At 65.6% G+C, this 21,949-nt stretch carries 22 protein-coding genes and 1 pseudogene; 11 read left to right on the top strand and 12 right to left on the bottom strand.

Going from position 1 to position 21,949, the window contains the following annotated elements; translation table 11 throughout:
* Positions 1–13 precede the first annotated feature (13 nt).
* A complete protein-coding gene (locus tag U5A67_RS36095) occupies positions 14–259 on the top strand; it encodes an AbrB/MazE/SpoVT family DNA-binding domain-containing protein (RefSeq protein WP_205987555.1) in 246 nt (81 codons plus the stop codon).
* Entirely contained in the window at positions 256–651 is a 396-nt protein-coding gene (locus U5A67_RS36090; RefSeq protein WP_321818078.1) for a type II toxin-antitoxin system VapC family toxin, read from the top strand. The genes U5A67_RS36095 and U5A67_RS36090 overlap by 4 nt, the downstream gene beginning before the upstream one ends.
* Before the next feature lie 51 nt (positions 652–702).
* On the opposite strand, the gene U5A67_RS36085 is transcribed toward U5A67_RS36090, so the two are convergent.
* Positions 703–2,250, bottom strand: coding sequence for a methyl-accepting chemotaxis protein (locus U5A67_RS36085; protein ID WP_205987565.1), 1,548 nt, complete (start codon positions 2,248–2,250; stop codon positions 703–705).
* 163 nt (positions 2,251–2,413) lie between these two features.
* On the opposite strand from U5A67_RS36085, the gene U5A67_RS36080 reads away from it, so the two are divergent.
* The 4 genes from U5A67_RS36080 to U5A67_RS36065 all read left to right on the top strand — a co-directional run bounded on the left by U5A67_RS36080 (position 2,414) and on the right by U5A67_RS36065 (position 6,865).
* Positions 2,414–2,713, top strand: a complete 300-nt coding sequence (locus tag U5A67_RS36080) for a hypothetical protein (protein WP_205987566.1) — start codon at positions 2,414–2,416, stop codon at positions 2,711–2,713.
* Between the two features lie 156 nt (positions 2,714–2,869).
* Positions 2,870–4,579 carry a phosphoenolpyruvate mutase gene (aepX, locus tag U5A67_RS36075; protein WP_321818077.1) on the top strand — a complete coding sequence of 570 codons (1,710 nt, stop codon included), beginning with the start codon at positions 2,870–2,872 and terminating at the stop codon, positions 4,577–4,579.
* On the top strand, positions 4,576–5,760 hold the full coding sequence (gene aepY, locus U5A67_RS36070) for a phosphonopyruvate decarboxylase (protein ID WP_321818076.1): 1,185 nt from the start codon (positions 4,576–4,578) through the stop codon (positions 5,758–5,760). The genes aepX and aepY overlap by 4 nt, the downstream gene beginning before the upstream one ends.
* A gap of 37 nt (positions 5,761–5,797) precedes the next feature.
* Complete coding sequence (locus U5A67_RS36065; protein ID WP_321818075.1) at positions 5,798–6,865, top strand: 2-aminoethylphosphonate aminotransferase; 1,068 nt, start codon at positions 5,798–5,800, stop codon at positions 6,863–6,865.
* Between the two features lie 95 nt (positions 6,866–6,960).
* On the opposite strand, the gene U5A67_RS36060 is transcribed toward U5A67_RS36065, so the two are convergent.
* The 6 genes from U5A67_RS36060 to U5A67_RS36035 form a co-directional block, all read right to left on the bottom strand.
* Positions 6,961–8,199 carry a PepSY-associated TM helix domain-containing protein gene (locus tag U5A67_RS36060; protein WP_321818074.1) on the bottom strand — a complete coding sequence of 413 codons (1,239 nt, stop codon included), beginning with the start codon at positions 8,197–8,199 and terminating at the stop codon, positions 6,961–6,963.
* Between the two features lie 325 nt (positions 8,200–8,524).
* Positions 8,525–8,674: a hypothetical protein gene (locus tag U5A67_RS36055; protein WP_165976784.1), complete on the bottom strand. Its 150-nt coding sequence runs from the start codon at positions 8,672–8,674 to the stop codon at positions 8,525–8,527.
* Between the two features lie 146 nt (positions 8,675–8,820).
* Complete coding sequence (locus tag U5A67_RS36050; protein ID WP_321818073.1) at positions 8,821–9,408, bottom strand: nucleotidyltransferase family protein; 588 nt, start codon at positions 9,406–9,408, stop codon at positions 8,821–8,823.
* A gap of 98 nt (positions 9,409–9,506) precedes the next feature.
* Positions 9,507–11,738: a xanthine dehydrogenase family protein molybdopterin-binding subunit gene (locus U5A67_RS36045; protein ID WP_321818072.1), complete on the bottom strand. Its 2,232-nt coding sequence runs from the start codon at positions 11,736–11,738 to the stop codon at positions 9,507–9,509.
* Entirely contained in the window at positions 11,735–12,748 is a 1,014-nt protein-coding gene (locus tag U5A67_RS36040; RefSeq protein ID WP_321818071.1) for a xanthine dehydrogenase family protein subunit M, read from the bottom strand. Before U5A67_RS36040 ends, U5A67_RS36045 begins: the two co-directional genes overlap by 4 nt.
* Positions 12,749–12,764: 16 nt before the next feature.
* Positions 12,765–13,466: a (2Fe-2S)-binding protein gene (locus U5A67_RS36035; protein WP_321818070.1), complete on the bottom strand. Its 702-nt coding sequence runs from the start codon at positions 13,464–13,466 to the stop codon at positions 12,765–12,767.
* 441 nt (positions 13,467–13,907) lie between these two features.
* On the opposite strand from U5A67_RS36035, the gene U5A67_RS36030 reads away from it, so the two are divergent.
* Positions 13,908–14,576, top strand: coding sequence for a glutathione S-transferase (locus U5A67_RS36030; RefSeq protein ID WP_321818069.1), 669 nt, complete (start codon positions 13,908–13,910; stop codon positions 14,574–14,576).
* Positions 14,577–14,661: 85 nt separating this feature from the next.
* On the opposite strand, the gene U5A67_RS36025 is transcribed toward U5A67_RS36030, so the two are convergent.
* Positions 14,662–15,954, bottom strand: a complete 1,293-nt coding sequence (locus U5A67_RS36025) for an aspartate carbamoyltransferase (protein WP_205987582.1) — start codon at positions 15,952–15,954, stop codon at positions 14,662–14,664.
* A 286-nt stretch (positions 15,955–16,240) separates the two neighbouring features.
* Here U5A67_RS36025 and U5A67_RS36020 point away from each other — a divergent pair, with 286 nt between their 5' ends.
* The 4 genes from U5A67_RS36020 (at position 16,241) to dapA (ending at position 19,272) form a co-directional block, all read left to right on the top strand.
* Positions 16,241–17,251: a M23 family metallopeptidase gene (locus U5A67_RS36020; protein WP_321818068.1), complete on the top strand. Its 1,011-nt coding sequence runs from the start codon at positions 16,241–16,243 to the stop codon at positions 17,249–17,251.
* Entirely contained in the window at positions 17,244–17,606 is a 363-nt protein-coding gene (locus U5A67_RS36015) for a hypothetical protein (protein WP_205987585.1), read from the top strand. The genes U5A67_RS36020 and U5A67_RS36015 overlap by 8 nt, the downstream gene beginning before the upstream one ends.
* Positions 17,607–17,675: 69 nt before the next feature.
* Complete coding sequence (locus U5A67_RS36010) at positions 17,676–18,104, top strand: bactofilin family protein (RefSeq protein WP_205987586.1); 429 nt, start codon at positions 17,676–17,678, stop codon at positions 18,102–18,104.
* Positions 18,105–18,417: 313 nt separating this feature from the next.
* The gene (gene dapA, locus U5A67_RS36005) at positions 18,418–19,272 is read left to right on the top strand and encodes a 4-hydroxy-tetrahydrodipicolinate synthase (protein ID WP_321818067.1); all 855 of its coding nucleotides are present in this window, start codon (positions 18,418–18,420) and stop codon (positions 19,270–19,272) included.
* A 146-nt stretch (positions 19,273–19,418) separates the two neighbouring features.
* Here dapA and U5A67_RS36000 read toward each other — a convergent pair.
* The 4 genes and pseudogenes from U5A67_RS36000 to U5A67_RS35985 form a co-directional block, all read right to left on the bottom strand.
* Positions 19,419–19,628, bottom strand: a pseudogene (locus tag U5A67_RS36000) (DUF2866 domain-containing protein); the annotation flags it as partial.
* Positions 19,629–19,905: 277 nt separating this feature from the next.
* On the bottom strand, positions 19,906–20,298 hold the full coding sequence (locus U5A67_RS35995) for a DUF3562 domain-containing protein (RefSeq protein ID WP_321818066.1): 393 nt from the start codon (positions 20,296–20,298) through the stop codon (positions 19,906–19,908).
* Between the two features lie 39 nt (positions 20,299–20,337).
* Positions 20,338–21,399, bottom strand: coding sequence for an alkene reductase (locus U5A67_RS35990; RefSeq protein ID WP_321818065.1), 1,062 nt, complete (start codon positions 21,397–21,399; stop codon positions 20,338–20,340).
* A gap of 78 nt (positions 21,400–21,477) precedes the next feature.
* A complete protein-coding gene (locus U5A67_RS35985; RefSeq protein ID WP_321818064.1) occupies positions 21,478–21,798 on the bottom strand; it encodes a metalloregulator ArsR/SmtB family transcription factor in 321 nt (106 codons plus the stop codon).
* Positions 21,799–21,949: the final 151 nt, after the last annotated feature.

The raw sequence follows: 21,949 nt of genomic DNA, 5'->3' as shown, positions 1-21,949 counted from the left end.
ACGGAGGAAGACTATGGCTTCGGCAACCGTGACATCCAAGGGGCAGATCACCATCCCTGCCGACGTTCGAACCCATCTTGGTCTCTCAACAGGCGACCGGGTCGAATTCGTGCTCAACGAAGCAACCGGGCACTACGAAGTCGTGCCAGCAACCTGCTCGGTGACGGCGCTTAAAGGCATTGTCCGCAAGTCGCGCAAGCCGGTATCGATCGAAGACATGAACGAGGCCATCGCCTTGCAAGGCAGCATGTCCCGATGATCGGCCTAGATACCAACGTTCTCGTGCGCTATTTCGCGCAAGACGATCCAGTACAGGCGAGGAAGGCGACCGCGCTTATCGAGTCGCTGACTTCAGAACAACCCGGTTATGTCACGCAGGTGGCCTTGGTCGAGACGGTCTGGGTGCTCGCGCGAGCCTACGAGCTTGGTCGCGATGAGATCGTGCACGTGATCGAGACCGTGTTGCGCGCGCGTGAGTTGATCGTCGAAGCGGCTGAGACCGTCTGGAAGGCGGTACGTCTGTACGCGGGGTCGTCAGCCGATTTTGCCGATTGTCTGATCGAAAGACGTTGTCACGACGCTCAATGTGAATACACGGTGACCTTCGATTCGAAAGCCGCGAAGACGGCCAATATGAAGCTCATCAAGTAGGCCGGTTGCCACGCCCCATCGGCGGATCGTGGCAACGCCTGAGATCTGCGCTTACCCCGCCACCGGCAGCCTGAAACTCGCGATCGACTCGCGCAGTCCCGTGACCTGATCCTTGAGCGAATGCGCGGCGGCCGCCGCCTCTTCCACCAGCGCCGCGTTCTGCTGCGTCACCTGATCCATCTCGCCCACGGCGCGATTCACCTGCTCGATGCCCGCGCTCTGCTCGCGCGAGGCGTTGCTGATCTCCTCCAGAATCTCGTGCACGCGCCGCACCGACGTCACGATTTCGCTCATCGTCGATCCCGCATTGGTCACGAGTTGCTGGCCTTGCGTCACCGTGCCCGTCGATTTTTCGATCAGCGCCTTGATCTCCTTCGCGGCCGCCGCCGAACGCTGTGCAAGGCTGCGCACTTCGGCCGCCACGACCGCGAAGCCGCGTCCCTGTTCGCCCGCGCGCGCTGCTTCCACGGCGGCATTGAGCGCGAGGATATTCGTCTGGAACGCAATGCCGTCAATCACGCCGATGATGTCGCCGATCTGCTGCGAACTGGTCGTGATCTCGCCCATCGTGCGCACCACGTCATCCACGACGACGCTGCCGCGCGTGGCGACATCGGCGGCCTGGCTGGCCAGCGTCGCGGCGTGCTGCGCGCTGTCGGCGTTCTGGCGCACGTTGGCCGTCATCTGATCCATGCTCGAGGCGGTTTGCACGAGCGCGGCCGCCTGTTCCTCGGTGCGTTGCGAGAGATCGGTGTTGCCAGCGGCGATTTCGTTGGCGCCCACGTTGATGTTTTCCGCGCCGCTGCGCACGCGCGCGACCGTCTGCACCAGCGCGCCCTGCATGGTCGCGAGCGCGCTCATCAGGCTCTGCGCATTCGCACCGTGCGCTTCGACGCGCGAAGTGAGATCGCCCTCGGCGATGCGCCCGGCCGTGTCCACCGCGATTTCCAGTTCGCCGCCGATGCTGCCGCGCACGCTCTTCACCACGAAGGCCATCACGACCGTCGCCGCGCCGCCGAGCACGAAGGTCACGATCAGCCAGCGCACGAGGCTGCTGTAGAACGCCGCGCTCACATCGTCCATATACATGCCGGTGACGATCACCCAGTCCCACGGCGCGAAGCGGTTGCCGAAGCTCAGTTTCGGCACCGGCTCGCTGTGGCCCGGCTTGGCCCAGAGGTAATCGACGAAACCGCCGCCTGGCTGATTGGCCGCTTCGGACAGCGCGGTGAAGACGTGTTTGCCGGCCGGATCGGTGAAACCCGATAGTTCCTTGCCGTTCAGTTCAGGCTTGATCGGATGCATCAGCATCACGGCCTGCGAATTGTTGATGCTCAGATAACCGTCCTTGCCGTAGCGGATCGAGCCGATCACCGCGAGCGCCTGCTTTTGCGCATCGGCTTCGGGCAGGACGTTGTGCTGCGACAGTCCGTAGTAATAGTTGGCGATGCTGGTCGCTTCGTCGACGAGCGTGGTGAGTTGCGCGCGCCGCTCGCGAATCATGCCGTCGCGGCTTTGCCATGCGCCGAAGGCAACGATCAGGAGCAGGCCGATCCAGAGGATCGCGATCATCGAGCGGAGTTTCTTGGTGAGGGTCATCGTCTGCTGGGTCGGTCAGGGTTGGCTAAAAGCCGGCGGGCAGGGATGCTTCGCCTTCCTGTGTTTACGGCGTTGGCAAACGTGCGCATGACTTAGGGCGAACCCTGTTTCCTCATAGGAAACAACGATTTGGGACGCTGCGGGCGCAGCGGCCCAGAGGCGCGTGACAGCACGTCGGGGTGAATGCCGCGAAAGTGCGCAAAAAACGGCGAAAAATGCCCCTAAAAGCCACAAATTTCACTGCAACTCCATGATTTGCCACTTCTGGTCGGGATCGACGGCAGATAAAAATCATTTCCGCTATAGTCGCGGCTTCGGTCCACGGCCAGCGCTGTTTTTACGCTCGCTTTATCGAGTCAGCGTGTTGGTTGCTGCATGCTTTGCCGCGATGTTTGTCGCGAAGTTTGTCGCGTTGATTGCTGCTTTAAACGCAGGCTTTAAATCTCAAAGCATCCGACGATGAACCTGTCGGAAAGCCGTAATCGATGTGCGCGAACGATCCTCGTGCGCAGGCGAGCGGCGGGCGACCTGTGGACCAGAAACCGGCTTAACCAACGATGCGATGCGCGCGACGCAGCAACTTTGCCGCGGCGCGACGATGTCCACTGGAGTAAAAAAAATGAACGCACGCGAACCCGCACTGGTTCCCAACGTTGTTTCCACCTCGCGCAGCGCACGTCTGCGCCAGATGCTGGTCAGCAACGAACTCGAATTCCTGATGGAAGCGCATAACGGCCTGTCCGCACGCATCGCGCGCGAAGCCGGCTTCAAGGCGATCTGGGGCTCGGGTCTGTCGATTTCCGCGCAGTTCGGCGTGCGCGACAACAACGAAGCCAGTTGGACGCAGGTGGTCGATAACCTCGAATTCATGGCCGACGCCAGCGATCTGCCGATCCTGCTCGACGGCGACACCGGCTACGGCAACTTCAACAACGTGCGCCGCCTCGTGCGCAAGCTCGAACAGCGCGGCATCGCCGGCGTCTGTATCGAAGACAAGGTGTTCCCGAAGACCAACAGCTTCATCGGCGGCGAAGCGCAACCGCTCGCCGATATCGACGAATTCTGCGGCAAGATCAAGGCCGGCAAGGACTCGCAGACCGACGAGAATTTCTCGATCGTGGCGCGCGTCGAGGCGCTGATCGCAGGCTGGGGCATGGACGAAGCGCTCAAGCGCGCCGAGGCTTACCGCCAGGCTGGCGCGGACGCGATCCTGATCCACAGCAAGCTCTCGAAAGCTGACGAGATCCTCACGTTCGCCCGCGAATGGGCTGGCCGCGGTCCGCTCGTGATCGTGCCGACCAAGTACTACAGCACGCCGACCGACGTGTTCCGCAAGGCGGGCATCAGCACGATCATCTGGGCGAACCACCAGATCCGCGCGGCGGTTTCGGCGATGCAGGCCGTGACGAAGACGATCTACGAAACGCAGACGCTCGTCGACGTGGAAGATCGTATTGCTACGGTCAACGAAATTTTCCGCCTGCAGGACGCCGACGAATACTCGGAAGCCGAAAACCGTTATCTGTCGGCCACGCGCTCGTCGGGTTCTGCGATCGTGCTGGCGGCGAGCCGCGGATCGGGCCTCGACGCCGTCACCGAAGACAAGCCGAAGGTCATGCTGCCGGTCGCGGGCAAGCCGCTGCTGCGCTGGCTCGTCGACGCGTTCAAGAAGGAAGCGATCAACGACATCACCGTCGTGGGCGGTTACAAGGCCGAGTCGATCGACACCGCCGGCATCAAGCTCGCGCGCAACGAACGCTTCGCGCAGACCAACGAACTCGCTTCGCTCGCCTGCGCCGTCAACGTGCTCGAGAACGACACGGTGATCTCGTACGGCGATCTGCTGTTCCGCAGCTACATCCTGCGCGACCTCGTCGATAGCGATGCCGATTTCAGCGTCGTGATCGACTCGTCGCCGGCATCGGAAAACGCCAGCGTGCGCGATTTCGCGTGGTGCTCGGCGGACGACGACCGCGGTCTGTTCGGCAACAAGGCGTATCTGCAACGTGTGTCGTCGGATCAGGCATCGCAGGGCACGGCGCCGAACGGCCGCTGGATCGGCCTGACGAGCGTGCGTGGCGCAGGCCGCGACAAGCTCAAGGCGAAGCTCGCGCAACTGCAGACGCGCGCCGATTTCGACACGCTCGACATGCCCGCGCTGCTCAACGCGCTGATCGAAGACGGCGAGAAGATCGAAGTGCAATACGTGCGCGGCCACTGGCGCGGCGTGAACGACCTCGAAGACTTCCGTCGCGCGGGTGATTTCGCCCACGCGCAGACCCCGATCGGCGGCGGCACCGCAGGTGCGAAGCTGGAGGCGAAGGCATGATCGAAGCGGCACAGTTCGTCGAAGCGGCGCGCGCGCAAGGCTTCGAATGGTATGCGGGCGTGCCGTGCTCGTACCTCACGCCGTTCATCAACTACGTGCTGCAGGACGATTCGCTGCATTACGTGTCGGCGGCCAATGAGGGCGACGCGGTCGCGCTGATCGCGGGCGTGGCGCTCGCGGGCAAGCGCGGCATCGCGATGATGCAGAACTCGGGTCTCGGCAACGCCGTGAGCCCGCTGACCTCGCTCACGTGGACCTTCCGTCTGCCGCAACTGCTGATCGTGACGTGGCGCGGCCAGCCCGGCGTCGCCGACGAGCCGCAGCACGCGCTGATGGGCCCGGTCACGCCGCAGATGCTCGATACGATGGAGATTCCCTGGGAACTGTTCCCCACGGAAGCCGACCAGATCGCGTCCGCGCTCGAACGCGCTGTCCGGCACATGGACGAAACGGGCCGCCCGTATGCGCTCGTGATGCAAAAGGGCAGCGTCGCGTCGTACGAACTCAAGGGCGGCGGCGCGATGCCTGAAAAGCACGCGCTGCCGGTCGCGCAGTCGAACTTCACGGGCCGCGCCTACGACGAACTGCCGACGCGCCAGCAGGCGCTCGAACGCGTGATCGCGGCGACGCCCGCGGAATCGACGGTCGTGGTGGCATCGACGGGCTTTTGCGGCCGCGAGCTGTACGCCATCGACGATCGTTCGAACCAGTTGTACATGGTCGGCTCGATGGGTTGCGTGACGCCGTTCGCGCTCGGTCTGGCGCTCGCGCGCCCCGACCTCAACGTGGTCGCGCTCGACGGCGACGGCGCGGCGCTCATGCGTATGGGCGCGTTCGCGACGCTCGGCGCCTATGGTCCGTCGAATCTCACGCACGTGCTGCTCGATAACGGCGCGCACGATTCGACCGGCGGCCAGGCCACCGTCTCGCAGCAGGTTTCGTTCGCGAACGTGGCCGCGGCGTGCGGTTACGCCGATGCCGTGGAAGGCGACGAACTCGCCACGCTCGACGCCGTGCTGAACGCTGCGCAGGATCGCGCGAAAGGCGCAAGCGGAGTCGCGGGCACGCGCTTCGTCTGCCTGACGATCAAGCGCGGCACGCCCGACGGCCTGCCGCGTCCGACCATCACGCCGCCGGACGTCAAGACGCGTTTGATGAAGCACATCGGCGCGGCCAGTTAAGCGGCCGACCCAGCGAACTTCGAAGGAACCTCAGCCCATGCTGTTGCTCAATCCCGGCCCGGTCACGCTCACCGAACGCGTGCGCCGCAGCCTGTTGCAGGAAGACCTTTGCCACCGCGAAAGCGAGTTCTTCGACGTGCAGGAAGAGGCGCGCACGCGTCTCGTCGGCGTCTACGATCTCGATCCCGCGCAGTGGCAGGCGGTGCTCATGACCGGCTCCGGCACGGCGGCGGTCGAAAGTATGATCGCCTCGCTGGTGCCCGCGAACGGCAAGCTGCTGATCGTCGAAAACGGCGTGTACGGCGAGCGCATCACCGCGATCGCCACGCAGTACGGCATCGCGCATGAAGTCGTGAAGCACGAGTGGATGGACGCGCCCGACCTCGCGCGCATCACCGCCGCGCTCGACGCCGACAAGGCGATCACGCACGTCGCGATCATCCATCACGAAACCACCACGGGCCGTCTGAACGATCTGCGCGAACTGGGCGCGGCGTGCCGTGCGCGTGGCGTGCAGATGCTCGTCGATGGCGTGAGCAGCTTCGGCTCGGAAGCGATCGATTTCGCCGATACGAGCATCGCCGCCGTGGCCGCGACCGCGAACAAGTGCCTGCACGGCGTGCCCGGCGCGGCCTTCGTGGTGGTGCGCCGCGCGGCGCTCGCGACGGCCGCGAGCCGCACGTATTACCTCGACCTCAAGCGTCTCGCGACCTTGCAGGATCAGCGCAATACGCCGTTCACGCCTTCGGTGCACGCGTACTACGCGCTGGTCGAAGCGTTGCGCGAACTCGCCGACGAAGGCGGCTGGCAGGCGCGTCACGCGCGCTATGCGGCGTTGTCCGAGCAGGTGCGTGCGGGTCTGGCCGCGCGCGGCATGGATTGCGTGCTGCCGAAGGAAGAATCGTCGGTGGTGCTGCGGGCGTTCCGTCTGCCGGCCGGCATCGACTATCCGAAGCTGCATGACGCGCTCAAGGCGCGCGGCTTCGTGATCTACGCGGGCCAGGGCGGTCTGTCGAAGGAGCTGTTCCGCATCTCGACGATGGGCGACATTCACGCCGCCGATGTCGAGCGCCTGCTGGCATCGTTCGACGAAATCGCGAAGTAAGTGAAGTAAGCATGCGTGGCTCGATCGAGCCATGAAAAAAGGGCCTTGCGGCGAGGAATCGCTGCAAGGCCCTTTTGTTTGATCGGCGTGAAAGCCTAGCTGGTTACGCGCTCGCGTGCGGGCGCTTTCGTCGCCTGCTTAGACGGCTTGGCGGTTTTGGCCGACTTGCGGCGCGCACGCGCTTTCTTCAGCCAGATCAGCACGCCCGTCACGCTGAGCACGGCGATCATCACGCCTGTGAAGCTGATGGCGATCCGTCCGGGCAAACCGGCGATGCGGCCCGAGTGCAGCGGAAACTGCGCCTGAATAAAGATGTCGCCGGCGCTGCCTTCGCCGGGAATCTGCTTCGCGAGCACCGCGCCGGTGCGCGCGCTCATGATCAGCCACGGATTGCCGAGGCCCGCATCGCCGTGATCGTCGCCGGCTGCGTAATAGCCCACGCCGATATAACCGAGCGACGGCATCGCGAACATGCCGCCCGGCGGCGCCGTAATGCCTTCGCGACGGCCCACTTCGGCGGCGTTGGCGATGATGCGGTCACGCGCCTGCAGCATCTCGGCGGGCGAGAGTTGCGGGCCGGGCGCGACCGTGCGGAACGGGTCCGGCGCGAGTTTCGAGAACACCGAGACCACCGGGCGCACGATCTCGCTGCCCAGATTCATCGATATCGATGTGAGCGCGATCACCGTCAGCAGGCCCCAGAGCCAGACGCCGCCCGAGCGGTGCAGGTCGAAGGTGAGCGCGTAGCCGCCGCGCTTGATGCGAAACGCCAGCGATTTGCGCCAGCTTTTGAAATTCGGAAACGCCAGCACGATGGCGAAGAAGCCGTCCAGCAGCCAGATCATCCCCACCACGCCCATGGTCCAGACGCTGAAGTTGATGCCCAGTTTCGTCGGCAGGAACAGCGTGTAGTGAAGCTGGTAGATGAAGGGAATCAGGTTCAGGCGTGCGAGCGAGGGCGCGCCCCACATGCGGCGGCCTTGCACGGCGCCCGTCACCGGATCGATCGCGACCTGGTTGTAGTCGAGCGCGTAGGGCTGCTGCGTGTGTGGATCGAGATGCGGTTCCGCGCGCACGATGAAGGTGTGGCCAGGCTCGATCCCGAGCGGCATATAGGACACCACGGCATGCGGATTGGCGGCTTCGAAGCGTTTGACCAGTTCGAGCGGCGGCAGCGGCGTGCCGGACGTGGCCGCATTGAAGAACGACGGATTGAGCGCGGCGTCGAGCTCGTGGTCCCAGGCGATTACCGCGCCCGTCAGGCCGGCGAGGAACAGGAAGGCGGCCGTGCCCAGACCGAGCCAGCGATGCAGGCGTACCAGCAGCGGTCTCATGAGGCGTGCCGTCGGACGGAAGCGGGCGCAGAGGTCAAAACGGTCACGATGGCGTCGGCGGTCGGGTTAAAGGGCAATGAGGGTTGATTCGGCTAAATTGTTGATCGCAAATGCGAATCGTTTGCATTTTACGGAGTGAGCCGGGCCGATGCAAGCGTCATCGTAAGGCTTTAGAAAGCAATAAACAGGCGTGGATCAAGGATGTCGTTTGCACGACAGCGCAAGGCGAGGCGCATGGCGAGCGCGCCGCGAAGGCTGTTCGCTGCGCGTGCGAGGAAGAGGCGGGTCAGGCGGAATGCGGCGCGCGGAGCACGCGCCATGACACTCAGACCGGGTCTTTGTTGGGCGGCCCGTCCGGGCGTTGCGGTTCTTCGCCGTGATGCCCCGGCGGCGGAGGCGTGAGCGGATCGCGTTCCGGGTCGCGCGTCGGATCGGCGAGCGGATCGGGAAGCGGGTTCGTATGCGAGCAGATCATCGCGGATACCTCGTGCGCGGGCGGCAAACGCCGCGCAGGACGTGTGGGTGGTCTTCATAGCGTAGGCGATGAAAACCGCGTCTGTGCGGTTTCGGAGCCCGCGGCCTTATCCGCAAGACCGGTTCCTGCAATGCGTGGCGGGCGCTTCAGAGGCCGTTGAGATCGGCGGGCGTATCGATGTCGCGCAGAATGCCGGGGTCGTCCACGCCGATGCGCGTGAGCGTCTGCGAAGTCAGCAGTGCGCGCGCGCCCGCATCGCCGTCCAGCGCCAGCAGTGCTTCGCGATGGCCGTAGCCGAAGCCCACCGGATGGCCGCGCTGCCCGTCGTAAAACGGCGCGACGAGCGGCTTGCCCGCGTCCAGTTCGCGCGCGACGGCTTCGATCGTGCTCACCGCGATGCGCGGCATGTCCGCGAGCGCGACGATCCAGCTTTCGCCTTCGGTATCGGCTTCGATCGCGGCTGCGAGGCTTGCGCCCATGCCGCGCACCGACGCTGCCGCGAACACCACGTCGCAGCCCGCTTCGTTGAGCGTGTGCGCGAGCGTTTCGGCGCCTGGCCGCACGACGGCGATCACGCGCGGCACGACCATCAGCAGCCGGTGCGCGGCCTCGTGCGCGACGGCGAGGCCGTTCGGAAGCGGCGCGAGGAGTTTGTTGCGCAGACCTTCGGGATCGAAGCGCGAACCGGTGCCGGCGGCGAGCAGTACGCCGGTGGCAAGCGATGCATAGGCCATGGGGAGTACCGCACGAGAGGGGTGAACGCCGATTGTGCGGCGCAACCGCGCGTGAGGCAAGCCCCGATGCGCCGGCGGTTTTCCTTCCACCAAAGCCGCTAAACCATCGTGTGCGGCGGCGACATCACTTTGTCGAGCGTGATCGGCAGATCGCGCACGCGCACGCCGGTGGCGTGATAGACGGCGTTCGCAATCGCCGCAGGCACGCCCGTAATGCCGATTTCGCCGATACCGCGCACGCCCAGCGGATTGAAATGCAGATCCGGCGCGCCGACGAACTGCACGTCCAGATCGCCGATATCGGCGTTCACGGGCACGTGGTAGTCGGCGAAATTGCCGTTCACGAAGCGGCCCGTGGCGGTGTCGAGCAGGCCTTCCTCGTGCAGCGCCGTGCTGATGCCCCAGACCATGCCGCCCATCAGCTGGCTGCGCGCGGTCTTGGCGTTGAGGACCTGCCCCACGTCATACACGCCGACGATGCGCGCCACCCGCAGGGTGCCGAGATCGGCGTCAACGTGGACTTCGGCGAACACCGCGCCGAACGAATGAAACGCGTATTGCTGCTTTTCCGCGCCCGGTTTCGTGCTGGCCTGCGCTTCGATCGGCTGGCCGCCCGCGCGCGCGATGATGGCGGCGGCGGGGTCGCGCCGCGAGGGATCGGCGCGCAGCGTCACCCAGGCGTCGATCACCGTGACATCGGCGGGCGCGGCGCCGTGGACCGGCGAAGCGGGATCGGCCGTGGCCAGTGCGATCAGTTTGTCGCGCGCGCCGCGCGCTGCGGCCTGCACGGCCGGCGAAACGCTGGCCGCCGATTGCGAGCCGCCAGATCCCGGCGCGCGCGGCAGGCTCGAATCGCCGAGCGCGAAGTGAATGCGTTCGGGTGCGAAACCCAGCGCATCCGCGGCCACCTGCGTCATCACCGTATAGGTGCCGGTGCCGATGTCCTGCGTGCCCGAAGTGACCATCGCCGTGCCGTCGGGCAGGATGCGCGTGATGGCGGCCGCCTCGCTGCGATTGGCTGGATACGTCGCGCCCGCCATACCCAGGCCGATCAGCGTCTGGCCCTGGCGCATCGCGCGCGGCGTGGCGATGCGGCGCGACCAGCCGAAGCGATCCGCGCCCGTTGCGTAGCACTCGCGCAGCGCTTTCGACGACCACGGCTTGCCATCCTGCGGCTCGACTTCGGCGTAATTTTTCAGGCGCAAGGCGATCGGGTCCATGCCGAGCCGCCACGCCAGTTCGTCCATCGCCGATTCGAGCGCGAACGAGCCCGTCGTTTCGCCGGGCGCGCGCGTGAATGTGGGCGTGCCGACGTTGAGCGGCACGACGCGGTGACTGGTGCTCAGGTTCGGTGTGGCGTACATCATGCGCGTGACGAGGCCGGACATTTCGGTCCAGTCTTCGAACGTCGAGGTGTGCGAGAGCGTGTCGTGGCGGATGGCAGTGAGCGTGCCGTCGCGGCGCGCGGCCAGCGAAAAATGCTGTTCCGTGCGCGGACGCGAGCCGACCGGGCCGAACAATTGCGGCCGCGCGAGCGCGAGCCGCACGGGGCGGCCGGTCTGCTTCGCGGCCATCGCGCACAGCGTCACATGCGACCACGACGAACCCTTGCAGCCAAAGCCGCCGCCGATGAACGGCGAAATCACCCGCACGTTGTCCGCCGGGATGCCGAATACGGCGGCCACGGCGGTGCGCGCGCCCGAGACGCCTTGCGTCGAGTCGTAGAGCGTGAGTGCCGGGCCGTCCCAGCGCGCCATCGTGGCGTGCGGTTCCATCGGATTGTGGAATTGCACGGGCGTGGTGTAGATCGCGTCGATACGCACGGCGCCTTCGCGCAGGCCGGCTTCGACATCGCCGCGTTGCGAATCGATCGGCCGCCCGGGCTGACCGGGCGGCGTGTGGGCCTGCGCTTTCGCGCGCGCGAAATCGGCGATGGGCGGCGTGGCCGCGTAGGTGACGCCGATGTGCTGCGCGGCGTCGCTGGCGTGTTCGAGCGTGTCGGCGACGACGACTGCTATCGGCTCGTTGCTGTAGCGCACGGCGTTGTCCTGCAAGAGCGTGAGGCGGCGTCCGGCGGGCGGCGTGAGCGGCGTGTGACCGCCGTTGGGCAGGCGCATCGCGTTTTGCCACGTCATCACCAGCAGCACGCCTGGCAGCGCTTGCGCGCGGCGCGTGTCGATCGACGCGATCGTGCCGCTCGCCACCGTGCTCGTGACGATCACCGCATGCGCGAGACGCGCTTCCGGGAAATCCGCGGCGTAGCTCGCGCTGCCTGTCACCTTGAGCATGCCGTCGATGCGGTCGATGGGCTGTCCGATCAGTGGGCTCATGCGAGGTCTCCCGAAGCGTGTGGTGCCTGGCCCGCGGCCTGCATGACGGCGCGCACGATGGCGCGTTGCGCGAGTTCGATCTTGAACGCGTTGCCTTTCAGCGGCTGCGCCTGGGCGAGTTCGGCGGCGGCTGCGGCGCGTAGCGTCGCCGTATCGATTGGCTGACCGGTGAGCCGCTGTTCCGCCACGCTCGCACGCCAGGGCTTGTGCGCGACGCCGCCCAGCGCGATGCGCACGGCGCGCACGCGCTGGCCATCGAGTTGCAGCGCCGCCGCGACCGAAACGAGCGCAAATGCGTAACTGGCCCGATCGCGCAGCTTCAGGTAATGCGCGTGATCGGCGAAAGCGGGCGGCGGCAGATCGACCGAGGTGATGAGTTCGCCGCGCGCGAGCGTGGTGTCCAGATCGGGCCGCTCGCCCGGCAGCCGATGAAACTGCGCGATGGGAATCGCGCGTGCGCCGTTCGGTCCGCGCACCTGCACGATCGCATCGAGTGCGGCGAGCGCGACGCTCATATCGGAAGGATTCACGGCCACGCATTGCGCGCTCGCGCCGAGGATCGCGTGCATGCGATTGACGCCGTCGCGCGCCGCGCAGCCGCTGCCGGGCATGCGCTTGTTGCATTGCGCGAAGGCGGTGTCGTAGAAGTAGCCGCAGCGCGTGCGCTGCATCAGGTTGCCGCCGACCGTCGCCATATTGCGCAATTGCGGCGATGCGCCCGCGAGCAGCGCCTGCGCAAGCAGCGGATAGCGCGTGCGCACCAGCGCGTGATTGGCCGCATCGCTGTTGCGCGCGAGTGCGCCGATACGCAGGCCGCCGTCGGGTAGCGTTTCGATGCGCGCGAGCGCCGCGATATGCGTGATGTCGATGAGGGTGAGCGGATGCGCGATGCCGCCTTTCATCAGGTCGAGCAGATTCGTGCCGCCGCCGATAAAAGCCGCGCCGGGTTGCTGCGCGGCGGCGAGGGCGGCGTCGATATCGGTGGCGCGCTGGTAGGCGAGTGCGTCCATGGATGCGCCTCCGCGATCACGCGCTGGCGGCGTGCGCGTCGCGCACGGCGGCCACGATGTTCGCGTAGGCGCCGCAGCGGCAGATATTGCCGCTCATGCGCTCGCGTATTTCTTCATCGCTTAGTTGTGCTGGGCGTGTTCGCACGTCGGCGCTCGCGGCGCTGGCGGTGCCGGCCGCGAACTCCGAAAGGCACGCGGTCGCCGAACACAACTGGCCTGGCGTGCAGTATCCGCACTGCAGGGCATCGCGCTCGATGAAGGCACGCTGGATCGTGGCTGGCACGCCGGTCGTCGCGAGACCTTCGACCGTGGTGATGCGCTGACCTTCGTGCATCACGGCGAGCGTGAGGCACGCGTTGATGCGCCGCCCGTCGGCCAGCACCGTGCACGCGCCGCATTGGCCGCGATCGCAGCCTTTCTTGGTGCCGGTGAGGCCCGCGTAATCGCGCAGCGCGTCGAGCAGCGTCACGCGCGCTTCGAGATGCAGCACATATTCGCGACCGTTGATGTCAAGCCGCACCGGTTGCGCGGGCACGGCGGGCGGCGTGGGGGTATCGGCGGCATTTGCGGGTTCGGGCGCGTTCTGCGCACGCAGATGCGGCGCCGCGCCCAGGGCGGCAGCCGCAGCGGCCGATTGAAGAAAGCGACGGCGGGCGGGTTCGGCGGGTTCGCTGGATGCGTCGGCGTCGTGAGGCCGATCGTGGGAAGTCGGGGACATGGCGTTCGCAGGCTCCATCTGGGGAGGATGGCGATGGGATCGCACGCGTTCGGCGCAAGTACGCCGCGATGCCGCGTGAGCCATCGTCGCGCAGCGTGCGGACCTCGATGTGCAACAGTTTTTCAGGAGCAATTCCGATGCCGCAAAAACCGGCCCTATCGCGCAGTCGCAGCAGCGGACAGACCTGCAAGTTGCGCGCGCCGCGCGAGAAAGTAAAGCGCAAACGCCGGGTTGCGAGCGAAACTTTCGTGATTGCGCCGCTTCTGGCGCGGGCCTGTCGAATGCCTGACGTCAGGCCGTCGCGAAGCTGGCGAGGCGGCCAGTTTGTGGCGATGGCACGATGCGGCAGGCGTGCGGAATAGAGGTCCGCCTCAGGTACGTGTTGCGCGGGCGACGCGCACCCTACAATGCTTGCGATCCATGCAACCGGGAGGAGACCCTATGCTGACGGTGCACCACCTCGACAACTCGCGTTCCCAGCGCGTCCTCTGGATGCTCGAAGAACTGGGCGTCGAATACGAGATCGTGGAATACAGGCGCAACAAGGACACGCTGCTTGCGCCGCCCGCGCTGCGCTCCGTGCATCCGCTCGGCAAATCGCCGGTTGTGACGGATGGCGATCTCACGCTCGCGGAGTCGGGCGCGATCCTCGAATATCTGGTCGAGCGTTACGGCAACGGCCGCTTCGTGCCGCCGCGCGACACGCCCGAATTCCTGCGTTATCGCTACTGGATGCATTACGCCGAGGGCTCGGCCATGCCGCCGCTGCTGCTCAAGCTGGTCGCGAGCCGCATCGCCAATGCGAAGGTGCCGTTCTTCATCCGGCCGATCACGCGCAAGATCGCGGGTTCGCTGGAAAGCGAATTCGTCGATCCGCAACTCGACCTGCATTTCCGCTATATGGCGAAAGAACTGGAAGCCACGGGCTGGTTCGCGGGCGACGCGTTCACGGCCGCGGACGTGCAGATGAGTTTTCCGCTGGAAGCCGGCGCGAAGCGCGCGGGCGCGGAATCACTGCCGTCGATTCGCGCGTTTCTCGATCGCATTCATGCGCGGCCGGCGTATCAGCGCGCGCTCAAGCGCGGCGGCGAGTTCACACTGTTCGGATAAGATCAGGATGTCGAAGTAATTGTGTCAAGCGAAAAAAGGCCGGGAATCTCCCGGCCTTTTTTACTACGGCGTCGCGCTGGCGCGATCAGTCGATGCCATGAAACACGGCGTCGTCCGGGCCCAGGTATGCGGGCGGGCGCCACACGGCGTCGCGCATCGAATGCTGCACGAGGTTTTCGACGCCCAGCAGTACCGCGAAAATCGCCATACGCACGGGGATGCCGTTGTCGGTCTGGCGGAAGATCGCCAGACGCGGATCATGGTTCAGGTCCGTCGACAGATCGTTCGCGCCCGGGCGGCTGTCGCGCGGCAGCGGGTGCATCACGAGCGTTTCGGGGCTGCAGCATTCGTCGAGCAGCGCCTGGTTGATCTGGAAGTCCGGCGTGTAGCCTTCGAACGATTCGTCCGTGAAGCGTTCTTTCTGGATGCGCGTCGCGTACACCACGTCGGCGCCGCGCAGGCCCTGGCGCAGGTCCGTGGTCTGCTCGACCACGTGGCCGTTGGTCGTAATCAGATCGACGATATACGTGGGCATTTCGAGCATCGGCGGCGAAATGAGCGAGAACTTGATGCCGCGATAGAGCGCCAGCAGTTTCACGAGCGAGTGCACCGTGCGGCCGTACTTGAGGTCGCCCACCAGCGCGATATGCGCACCGTCGACGATCTTGCCCAGACGCGAGAACTCGCGCTGGATCGTGTAGAGGTCGAGCAGCGCCTGGCTCGGGTGTTCGCCCGGGCCGTCGCCGCCATTGATGACGGGGATGTTCACGGCGCGCGCGAACTCGGCCACCGAGCCTTGTTCAGGATGCCGAATCACCATCGCATCCACGTAACCGGCCATCACGCGGCTCGTGTCGTAGATCGATTCGCCCTTGGCCATCGACGAGAACGTGAAGCCGGTCGTGTCGCACACCGAACCGCCCAGACGGCAGAACGCGGCGCCAAAGCTCACGCGGGTACGCGTGCTGGCTTCGAAGAACAGGTTGCCGAGCACCGCGCCTTCGAGCACGCGCGAGATTTTCCGGCGGCGCGCGATGGGCTGCATGATGTCGGCCACGCGGAACAGCGCTTCGACGGAGTCGCGCGAGAACTGGTTGGTCGACAGCAGTTGCGGACGGCCTTCGAACTGGATCTGGCTGGCCAGCGAGTGCGAATCTACGCTTTGCGTATAGCCCTCGCGCGGCTCGACGTTACCGACGATCTCCGAGACAAACCGCTCGACGATCTCGGGCATAGCCCGCGATTCCTGCGATTCTTCCGGCAGCAGCCACGTGTCGAGCGCCCGGCGCGATACGCCGATACGGCTCGCGAACGCGTCGCGGGTCATGTTGAGACGACGCATGGCGTCGCGGAGGAAGGCTTGTTGCGGAACGCTCATGCTGGCACCCGTGATAGCTGGTTGATGTACGCGGTGCGTATATTAGTTCGGTGGCGCGAGAAGTCAAGCGGTTTTGCGTCGATCGGCGCTTTCGGTCGCCGTTTCACCCGGCCGGGAGAGGCGCTTTAAATTGGGATGGGGCTTTATGCGACGCCGCGATAATCGCCGTTTTGATTTCGAGCGGGCCGGCGCGCGCTGGCCGTAGCAGCCTGATGTACGCACTGTTTTGCACTCTGTTCTCGTGCGTTTCGCTTATCTGCGCGAAATGCCGTCGTCGGGACCGGTCATGAAAATGCCCTGGACCAGCTCGGTCGACGAACTTTCCAGCGGCGAGACCCGCTTCGTCACGCATCGCGTCGCGCGTCGCACGGCCATCTGCACGGCCTGCGTCGTGGGGCTGGCCGCGCTCGCGGGCGGTGTGGCGATCGGCCGCTATAGCAGCGTGGTGGATGTGCCGGTAGGTCCGGGCGTCCAGGGCGCGGCCACGCATCATTATGTGGTGGGCGAGATCGGCCGCATGAGCGCGTCGATCTCGCTGCTCGATCCGCGTATCGAGCGCCTGGCCGCGCAGATCGCCGATTTGCGCCAGTTCGACCAGCGTTTGCGCGCGCAGACGCCGCGCGGTGGTGTGCCGGCGGCGGCCGCACCCGTTGCTCCGGCTACGCGCTCCGGCGACGACGATGAAGACGACGGTCACGATCACGATCACGACCACGAAAGCGCGGCAGGCGGCGAGGGCGGTCCTGCGCTTGCGCCGCGTCGCTGCGTGGAGGCGTCGGCTTCGCGCGCCAATGCGCACGCGGTCAGCGGCGCGGTCGATTGCATGGCCGCCACGCTCACCGCGCTGGAGCAGGCGGTTGCCGAACACGAGGCCGCGTTGCAGGCCTTTCCGGGACGTCGGCCGACCGAAGCGGGGCGGCTCGGCTCGCCGTTCGGCAACCGCATCGACCCGTTCACCAAGCGTTTGAGTTTTCATCCGGGACTCGACATCGTCGCGCCCACCGGCACGCCGATCTTTGCCGCCGCGGGCGGGCGCGTGATTTTCGCGGGCCCGAAAGCGGGCTATGGCAATTGCGTCGATATCGATCACGGCAACGGCTTTACGACGCGCTACGGGCACGCTTCGAAGATCGACGTGCAGGTCGGGCAGATCGTGCTCGCGGGCGACCATATCGCCGATGTCGGCTCGACCGGGCGTTCGACCGGGCCGCATCTGCACTTCGAGGTGATTGTGAACGGTACGCAGGTCAATCCCGTCGGCTATCTCGCGCTGTTTAGCGCCTACGGTCATGGCTGACGCGCGCCGCACCGCACGCGTGCGCACGGACACGCAACGCGCCTTCGAACTGCAACCGGTGCGCTCGCGCGCCTGGCGCTGGGGCATGGCGATGCTCTGGACGGTGCTGGCCTCGGGCGCCGGCGCGGGCACGGTGGCGTGGATTCATCACGTCAACGATGCCGAACGCTGCCCGGTTCTTGCGCCCGACGCCTTGCAGATCCGTCTGACCAACGCCGAACTCGCGCTCGAGCAGGAGCGCGCGGCGCGCGATGCCTTGCAGAAGTCCGCATCGGCGGCGCAGGCGCAGGCTTCGGCGCTGCAAACCGAAGTGCTGTTTCTGCGCGGCCACGGCGCGCGCGAACCGGCGCGCTAGGCAGGACAGACACGTTCTTCTCGACATCGACCTGAAATTCCATACAACGCAAACCTGACGGTGGTTCCCATGTTCAACAAAAAGAAGCCCCAGCCGGGCATCCAGCAAACCAAGCTCGCGACGCTGATCGCCGAGGACGTCCGCATTTCCGGCAACGTCGAATTCGCCGATGGCCTGCGCCTCGACGGCCAGATCACCGGCAATATCAGCAGCAAACCGGGCACGCAGACGCTGTTCGTGCTGAGCGAGCGCAGCGTCGTGCAGGGCAACGTGCACGGCTACGATCTGGTGGTGAACGGGCGCATCGTCGGTGATGTGATCGCCGATCATTTCGTCGAACTGCAGGCGAACGCGCACGTGATCGGCAACATCTACTATCAGCAGCTGCGGATGGACTGCGGCGCGACCGTCGACGGCAAGCTGACAAAGCGCGATCCCGCCGATGCGCCCAGTCTGCTGCTCGACACCGCCATCATCGATGTCGAATCGATTGGCTGATGCCGGGTATTGGCGCCCTGAGCGGCCCGTTATCTCGCTATTCCGGTTACACTGCCGGGTATGTCACGTCAGCCGAACTTCATTGCCACGCTTTTCTTCGCCGCCTCGCGCGCGATGGACACGCACGCGTGCGCTTCGTCGGTCGGCGTGAAAGCCAAAGCCAAAAAACAGCCGCTCATCTGACCGGAGCTTGCTGTTCCGTCGGATGTTGCGATGGAACGGCCGCCCGGCACCCGCTTCTCTTCTCCCTGGCACGCTGACTCCCGCGCACGGCTCGACGGATTTTTCGTACGGTCGCGTTCAAGGGAAAGTCATGTCTTCGTTTTCGGGTATCTGGATTCCGCTCGTCACGCCGTTCAATCAGGGCGCCGTCGATCATGAGGCGCTCGATGCGCTGGTGCGTTACTACGTGCGCGCAGGCGTGGCCGGTTTCGTCGCGCTGGGCACGACCGGCGAGCCCGCAGCGCTGGACGAACGCGAGCAGGATGCCGTGCTTGCCACCGTGCTGGCCAGTGCGGGGGCGTTGCCGGTGGTGGCCGGCGTCAGCGGCAATCACACGCAATCGGTCTGCGAGCGCGTGGCCGCGCTCAACGACACGCCCGTTGCAGGCGTGCTCGCGGCTGCGCCGTATTACATCCGGCCGTCGCAGGCCGGTGTGATCGGCCACTTCGCGGCCATCGCCGATACCAGCCGCAAGCCCGTGATCCTCTACGACATTCCCGCGCGCACCGGCGTGACGCTGGCGCTCTCGACGCTGCTCGAACTCGCCGGTCACGCGCGCATCGTCGCGGTGAAGGATTGCGGCGGTTCGCTCGACAAGACCCTGGCGCTGATTCTCGATGGCCGCCTGCAAGTGCTGTGCGGCGAAGATATGGATATGTTCGGCGCGCTGTGCGCGGGCGCGAGCGGTGCGATTGCGGCATCGGCGCATGTGCTGCCGGAGCGCTTCGTGGCGATGGAGCGGGCCTTGCGCGAGGATCGTCTGGCCGAGGCGCGCGCGATCTGGCACACGCTCGTGCCGCTCGTGCGCGCGGCGTTTGCGGAACCGAATCCTGGCCCGGTCAAGGCGGCGCTAGCGCGACAAGGTTTAATGCGCAACGAACTGCGCGCGCCGATGACGCGCGTGAGCGATACGCTGGAAGAGACGTTGGGGAAGCTGCTGGCTTGAAGCGCGTGATCGCGCGGCGCGCCCCGCAATGGGGGACGCGCTGCGCGAGACGATCAGCGGGCCGCGCGGGCGCTTGCGCTGCTGCGTGCGCGGCGGCGCGTGCGCGGACGCTCGCCGTCCACGGGTTCGCCGTTCAGCAGAATGCGGCGGCCAGGCACATGTTCCGCCACCAGACGCGCAATTTCGAACGCCGAACTTTCCGCAGGCACGACCTGGCGGCGCGCGCCGTCGTCGAGCAGCGTCGTCCATTCGACCAGCCGATAGGCGCGGCCCCACGGATGCTGCAGCGGCGTGGAAACGCGACACGATGCGACGCGTGTAGTCGAGCCGTCGCGCAGCAGGGACTGCAGGTGCATCAGCACGTCGTTGTCTTCAGGCATGGCTTCGCTCCTCCTCGACTAACCGCATAAAAAAACGCCGCCGATGTTCCGGCGGCTCAACAGGGGTGAGCGTATGGTTGCAGCGAAGAATTAAACGAGCCTTAAGAGCGCATCGGTGCGCAAGGCCTTTCTGGGCGGCGCTGTGCGCGCGCAGACGCCCGCGCGGATCAAAAATCCGCACGGAGCGCTGCAACCAGGTAGAGCGAAATGAACAGCCGGCGAGGGGCGAAATCTGCGCGAAATCCGCGCGCGATCAGTGCGTGCCTGTGCCGTTTTGCCGCAGCGCTGCGCGCACCTTGCGGGCGGCGAACAGCGGGAGATAGTCGTGAATACGCGCGTCGGCGCGGTAGAGATCGAGTGTGTCGGCGTAGATGCGGGCGACCGTTTCCTCAGGAGCATGAAACTCTTCGGCGATGCTGTGAACGATTTGCGCGGCGTCGACTTGCGGCATGACGTTTTCTCCGGTCAGCGGTTGGGCGGGGCAGACGAATCTGGAATTCAAGGACATGGTCGCGCGGGATGCCAATTGAATCGCTCTATTGGGATTGGCCTCGCGCAAATGGGGTTTGTGCGTGGCTTGTTTGAATCGTCGTGTGAAAAGAAAAAGGCCCCGGCGAAGAGCGATGTCTTCGCCGGGGCCGTGCATCAAGCCGGTGCTGCCCTGTCTATATAGTGAGCAAAGTCTTTACGCCACGCTTTCGAGCGATGGGTAATCCGTGTAGCCGGTTTCGCCGCGTGCGTAGTAAGTCGACGGATTCGGCGCGTTGAGTGGCGCGCTCAGTTCGAAGCGGCGCGGCAGATCGGGATTGGCGATAAACAGCTGGCCCCAGGCGACGGCATCGGCTTCGCCGTCGGCGAGTACTTTCTGCGCCGATTCCAGCGTGAATTTTTCGTTCGCGATGTACGGGCCGCCGAATTCGGCCTTCAATTGCGGGCCAAGGCGATTTTCGCCGAGCGATTCGCGTGCGAACAGGAAAGCGATCTTGCGCTTGCCGAGTTCGCGCGCGACATAGCCGAAGGTCGCGGCCGGGTCCGAATCGCCCATCGTGTGGGCGTCGCCGCGCGGCGCAATGTGAACGCCGACGCGATCCGCGCCCCAGACATCGATACAGGCATCGGTCACTTCGAGCAGCAGGCGCGCGCGGTTTTCGATCGGGCCGCCGTAGGCGTCGGTGCGCTGGTTGGTGCTGTCCTGCAGGAACTGGTCGAGCAGATAGCCGTTTGCGCCGTGCACTTCGACGCCGTCGAAACCGGCGGCCTTCGCGTTGATCGCGCCCTGGCGGTAGGCGGCGACAATCCCGGCGATTTCATCGAGTTCGAGTGCGCGCGGCGTGACAAACGGGCGTTGCGGGCGCACGTGGCTCACGAAGCCTTGCGCGGCGATCGCGCTCGGTGCGACAGGCACTTCACCGTCGAGGAAGATCGGGTCCGAGATGCGGCCCACGTGCCACAGCTGCAGAAAGATGCGGCCGCCTGCGGCGTGCACGGCTTCGGTTACGAGCTTCCAGCCGTCGACCTGTTCCTGCGACCAGATACCCGGCGTTTCGGCGTAGCCGACGCCTTGCGGCGTCACTGACGTCGCTTCGCTGACGATGAGGCCGGCGCTTGCGCGCTCGGCGTAGTACTTCGCCATCAGCGCATTGGGAACACGGACTTCGCCCGCGCGCTGACGCGTGAGCGGCGCCATGATGACGCGGTTAGGGAGCGTGAGATCGCCGATCTGAAGGGTGTCGAAAAGCGTTGCCATGTAATCACCTGTGGCGGGCGCGGCCCGCGGCCTGAAGCAAAAAGGGAGAGAAACCGAAGTTTCCGGCGATGCGCGCCGTCACAGCTGCTGGTTCATGTGGGCGAGAAACGCCTCGATGACCGGCTCGTTGCGCTTGAAGAACACCCACTGCCCAACCCGCTTCGACGTCACGAGGCCGGCTTTTTGCAGCGCGGCCAGATGCGCGGAGACTGTCGACTGAGAAAGCCCGCAGTGCGCATCGATGCGGCCAGCGCAGACGCCGTGGTCGAGCGGTAGTTCTTGATCGGCGAAATGCGCCTGCGGCTCGCGCAGGCAGGCAAGGATCTCGCGGCGCACGGGATTGGCGAGCGCTTTGTAGATCGCATCGAAGTCAAGGGGTGAAGGTTCTGGGTGTTTCATCGGGTGTGCATCGTTACTGAGCGAATCTTATATCGCCATTTTACGATATGGGCGATCGCACTGATTGCAATAGGGGTGACGCAGATAGGAAATGGCTGTTTGCTGTGGATGACAACGCCGCAGGCGCTTGTGGCCGAGCGTTATTTGCAGC

The organism is Paraburkholderia sp. J69-1 (genome assembly GCF_905220255.1).
GTDB lineage: Bacteria > Pseudomonadota > Gammaproteobacteria > Burkholderiales > Burkholderiaceae > Paraburkholderia.
Note: the sequence above shows the minus strand (reverse complement) of the source record. Positions and strands in the feature narration are given on the sequence as shown.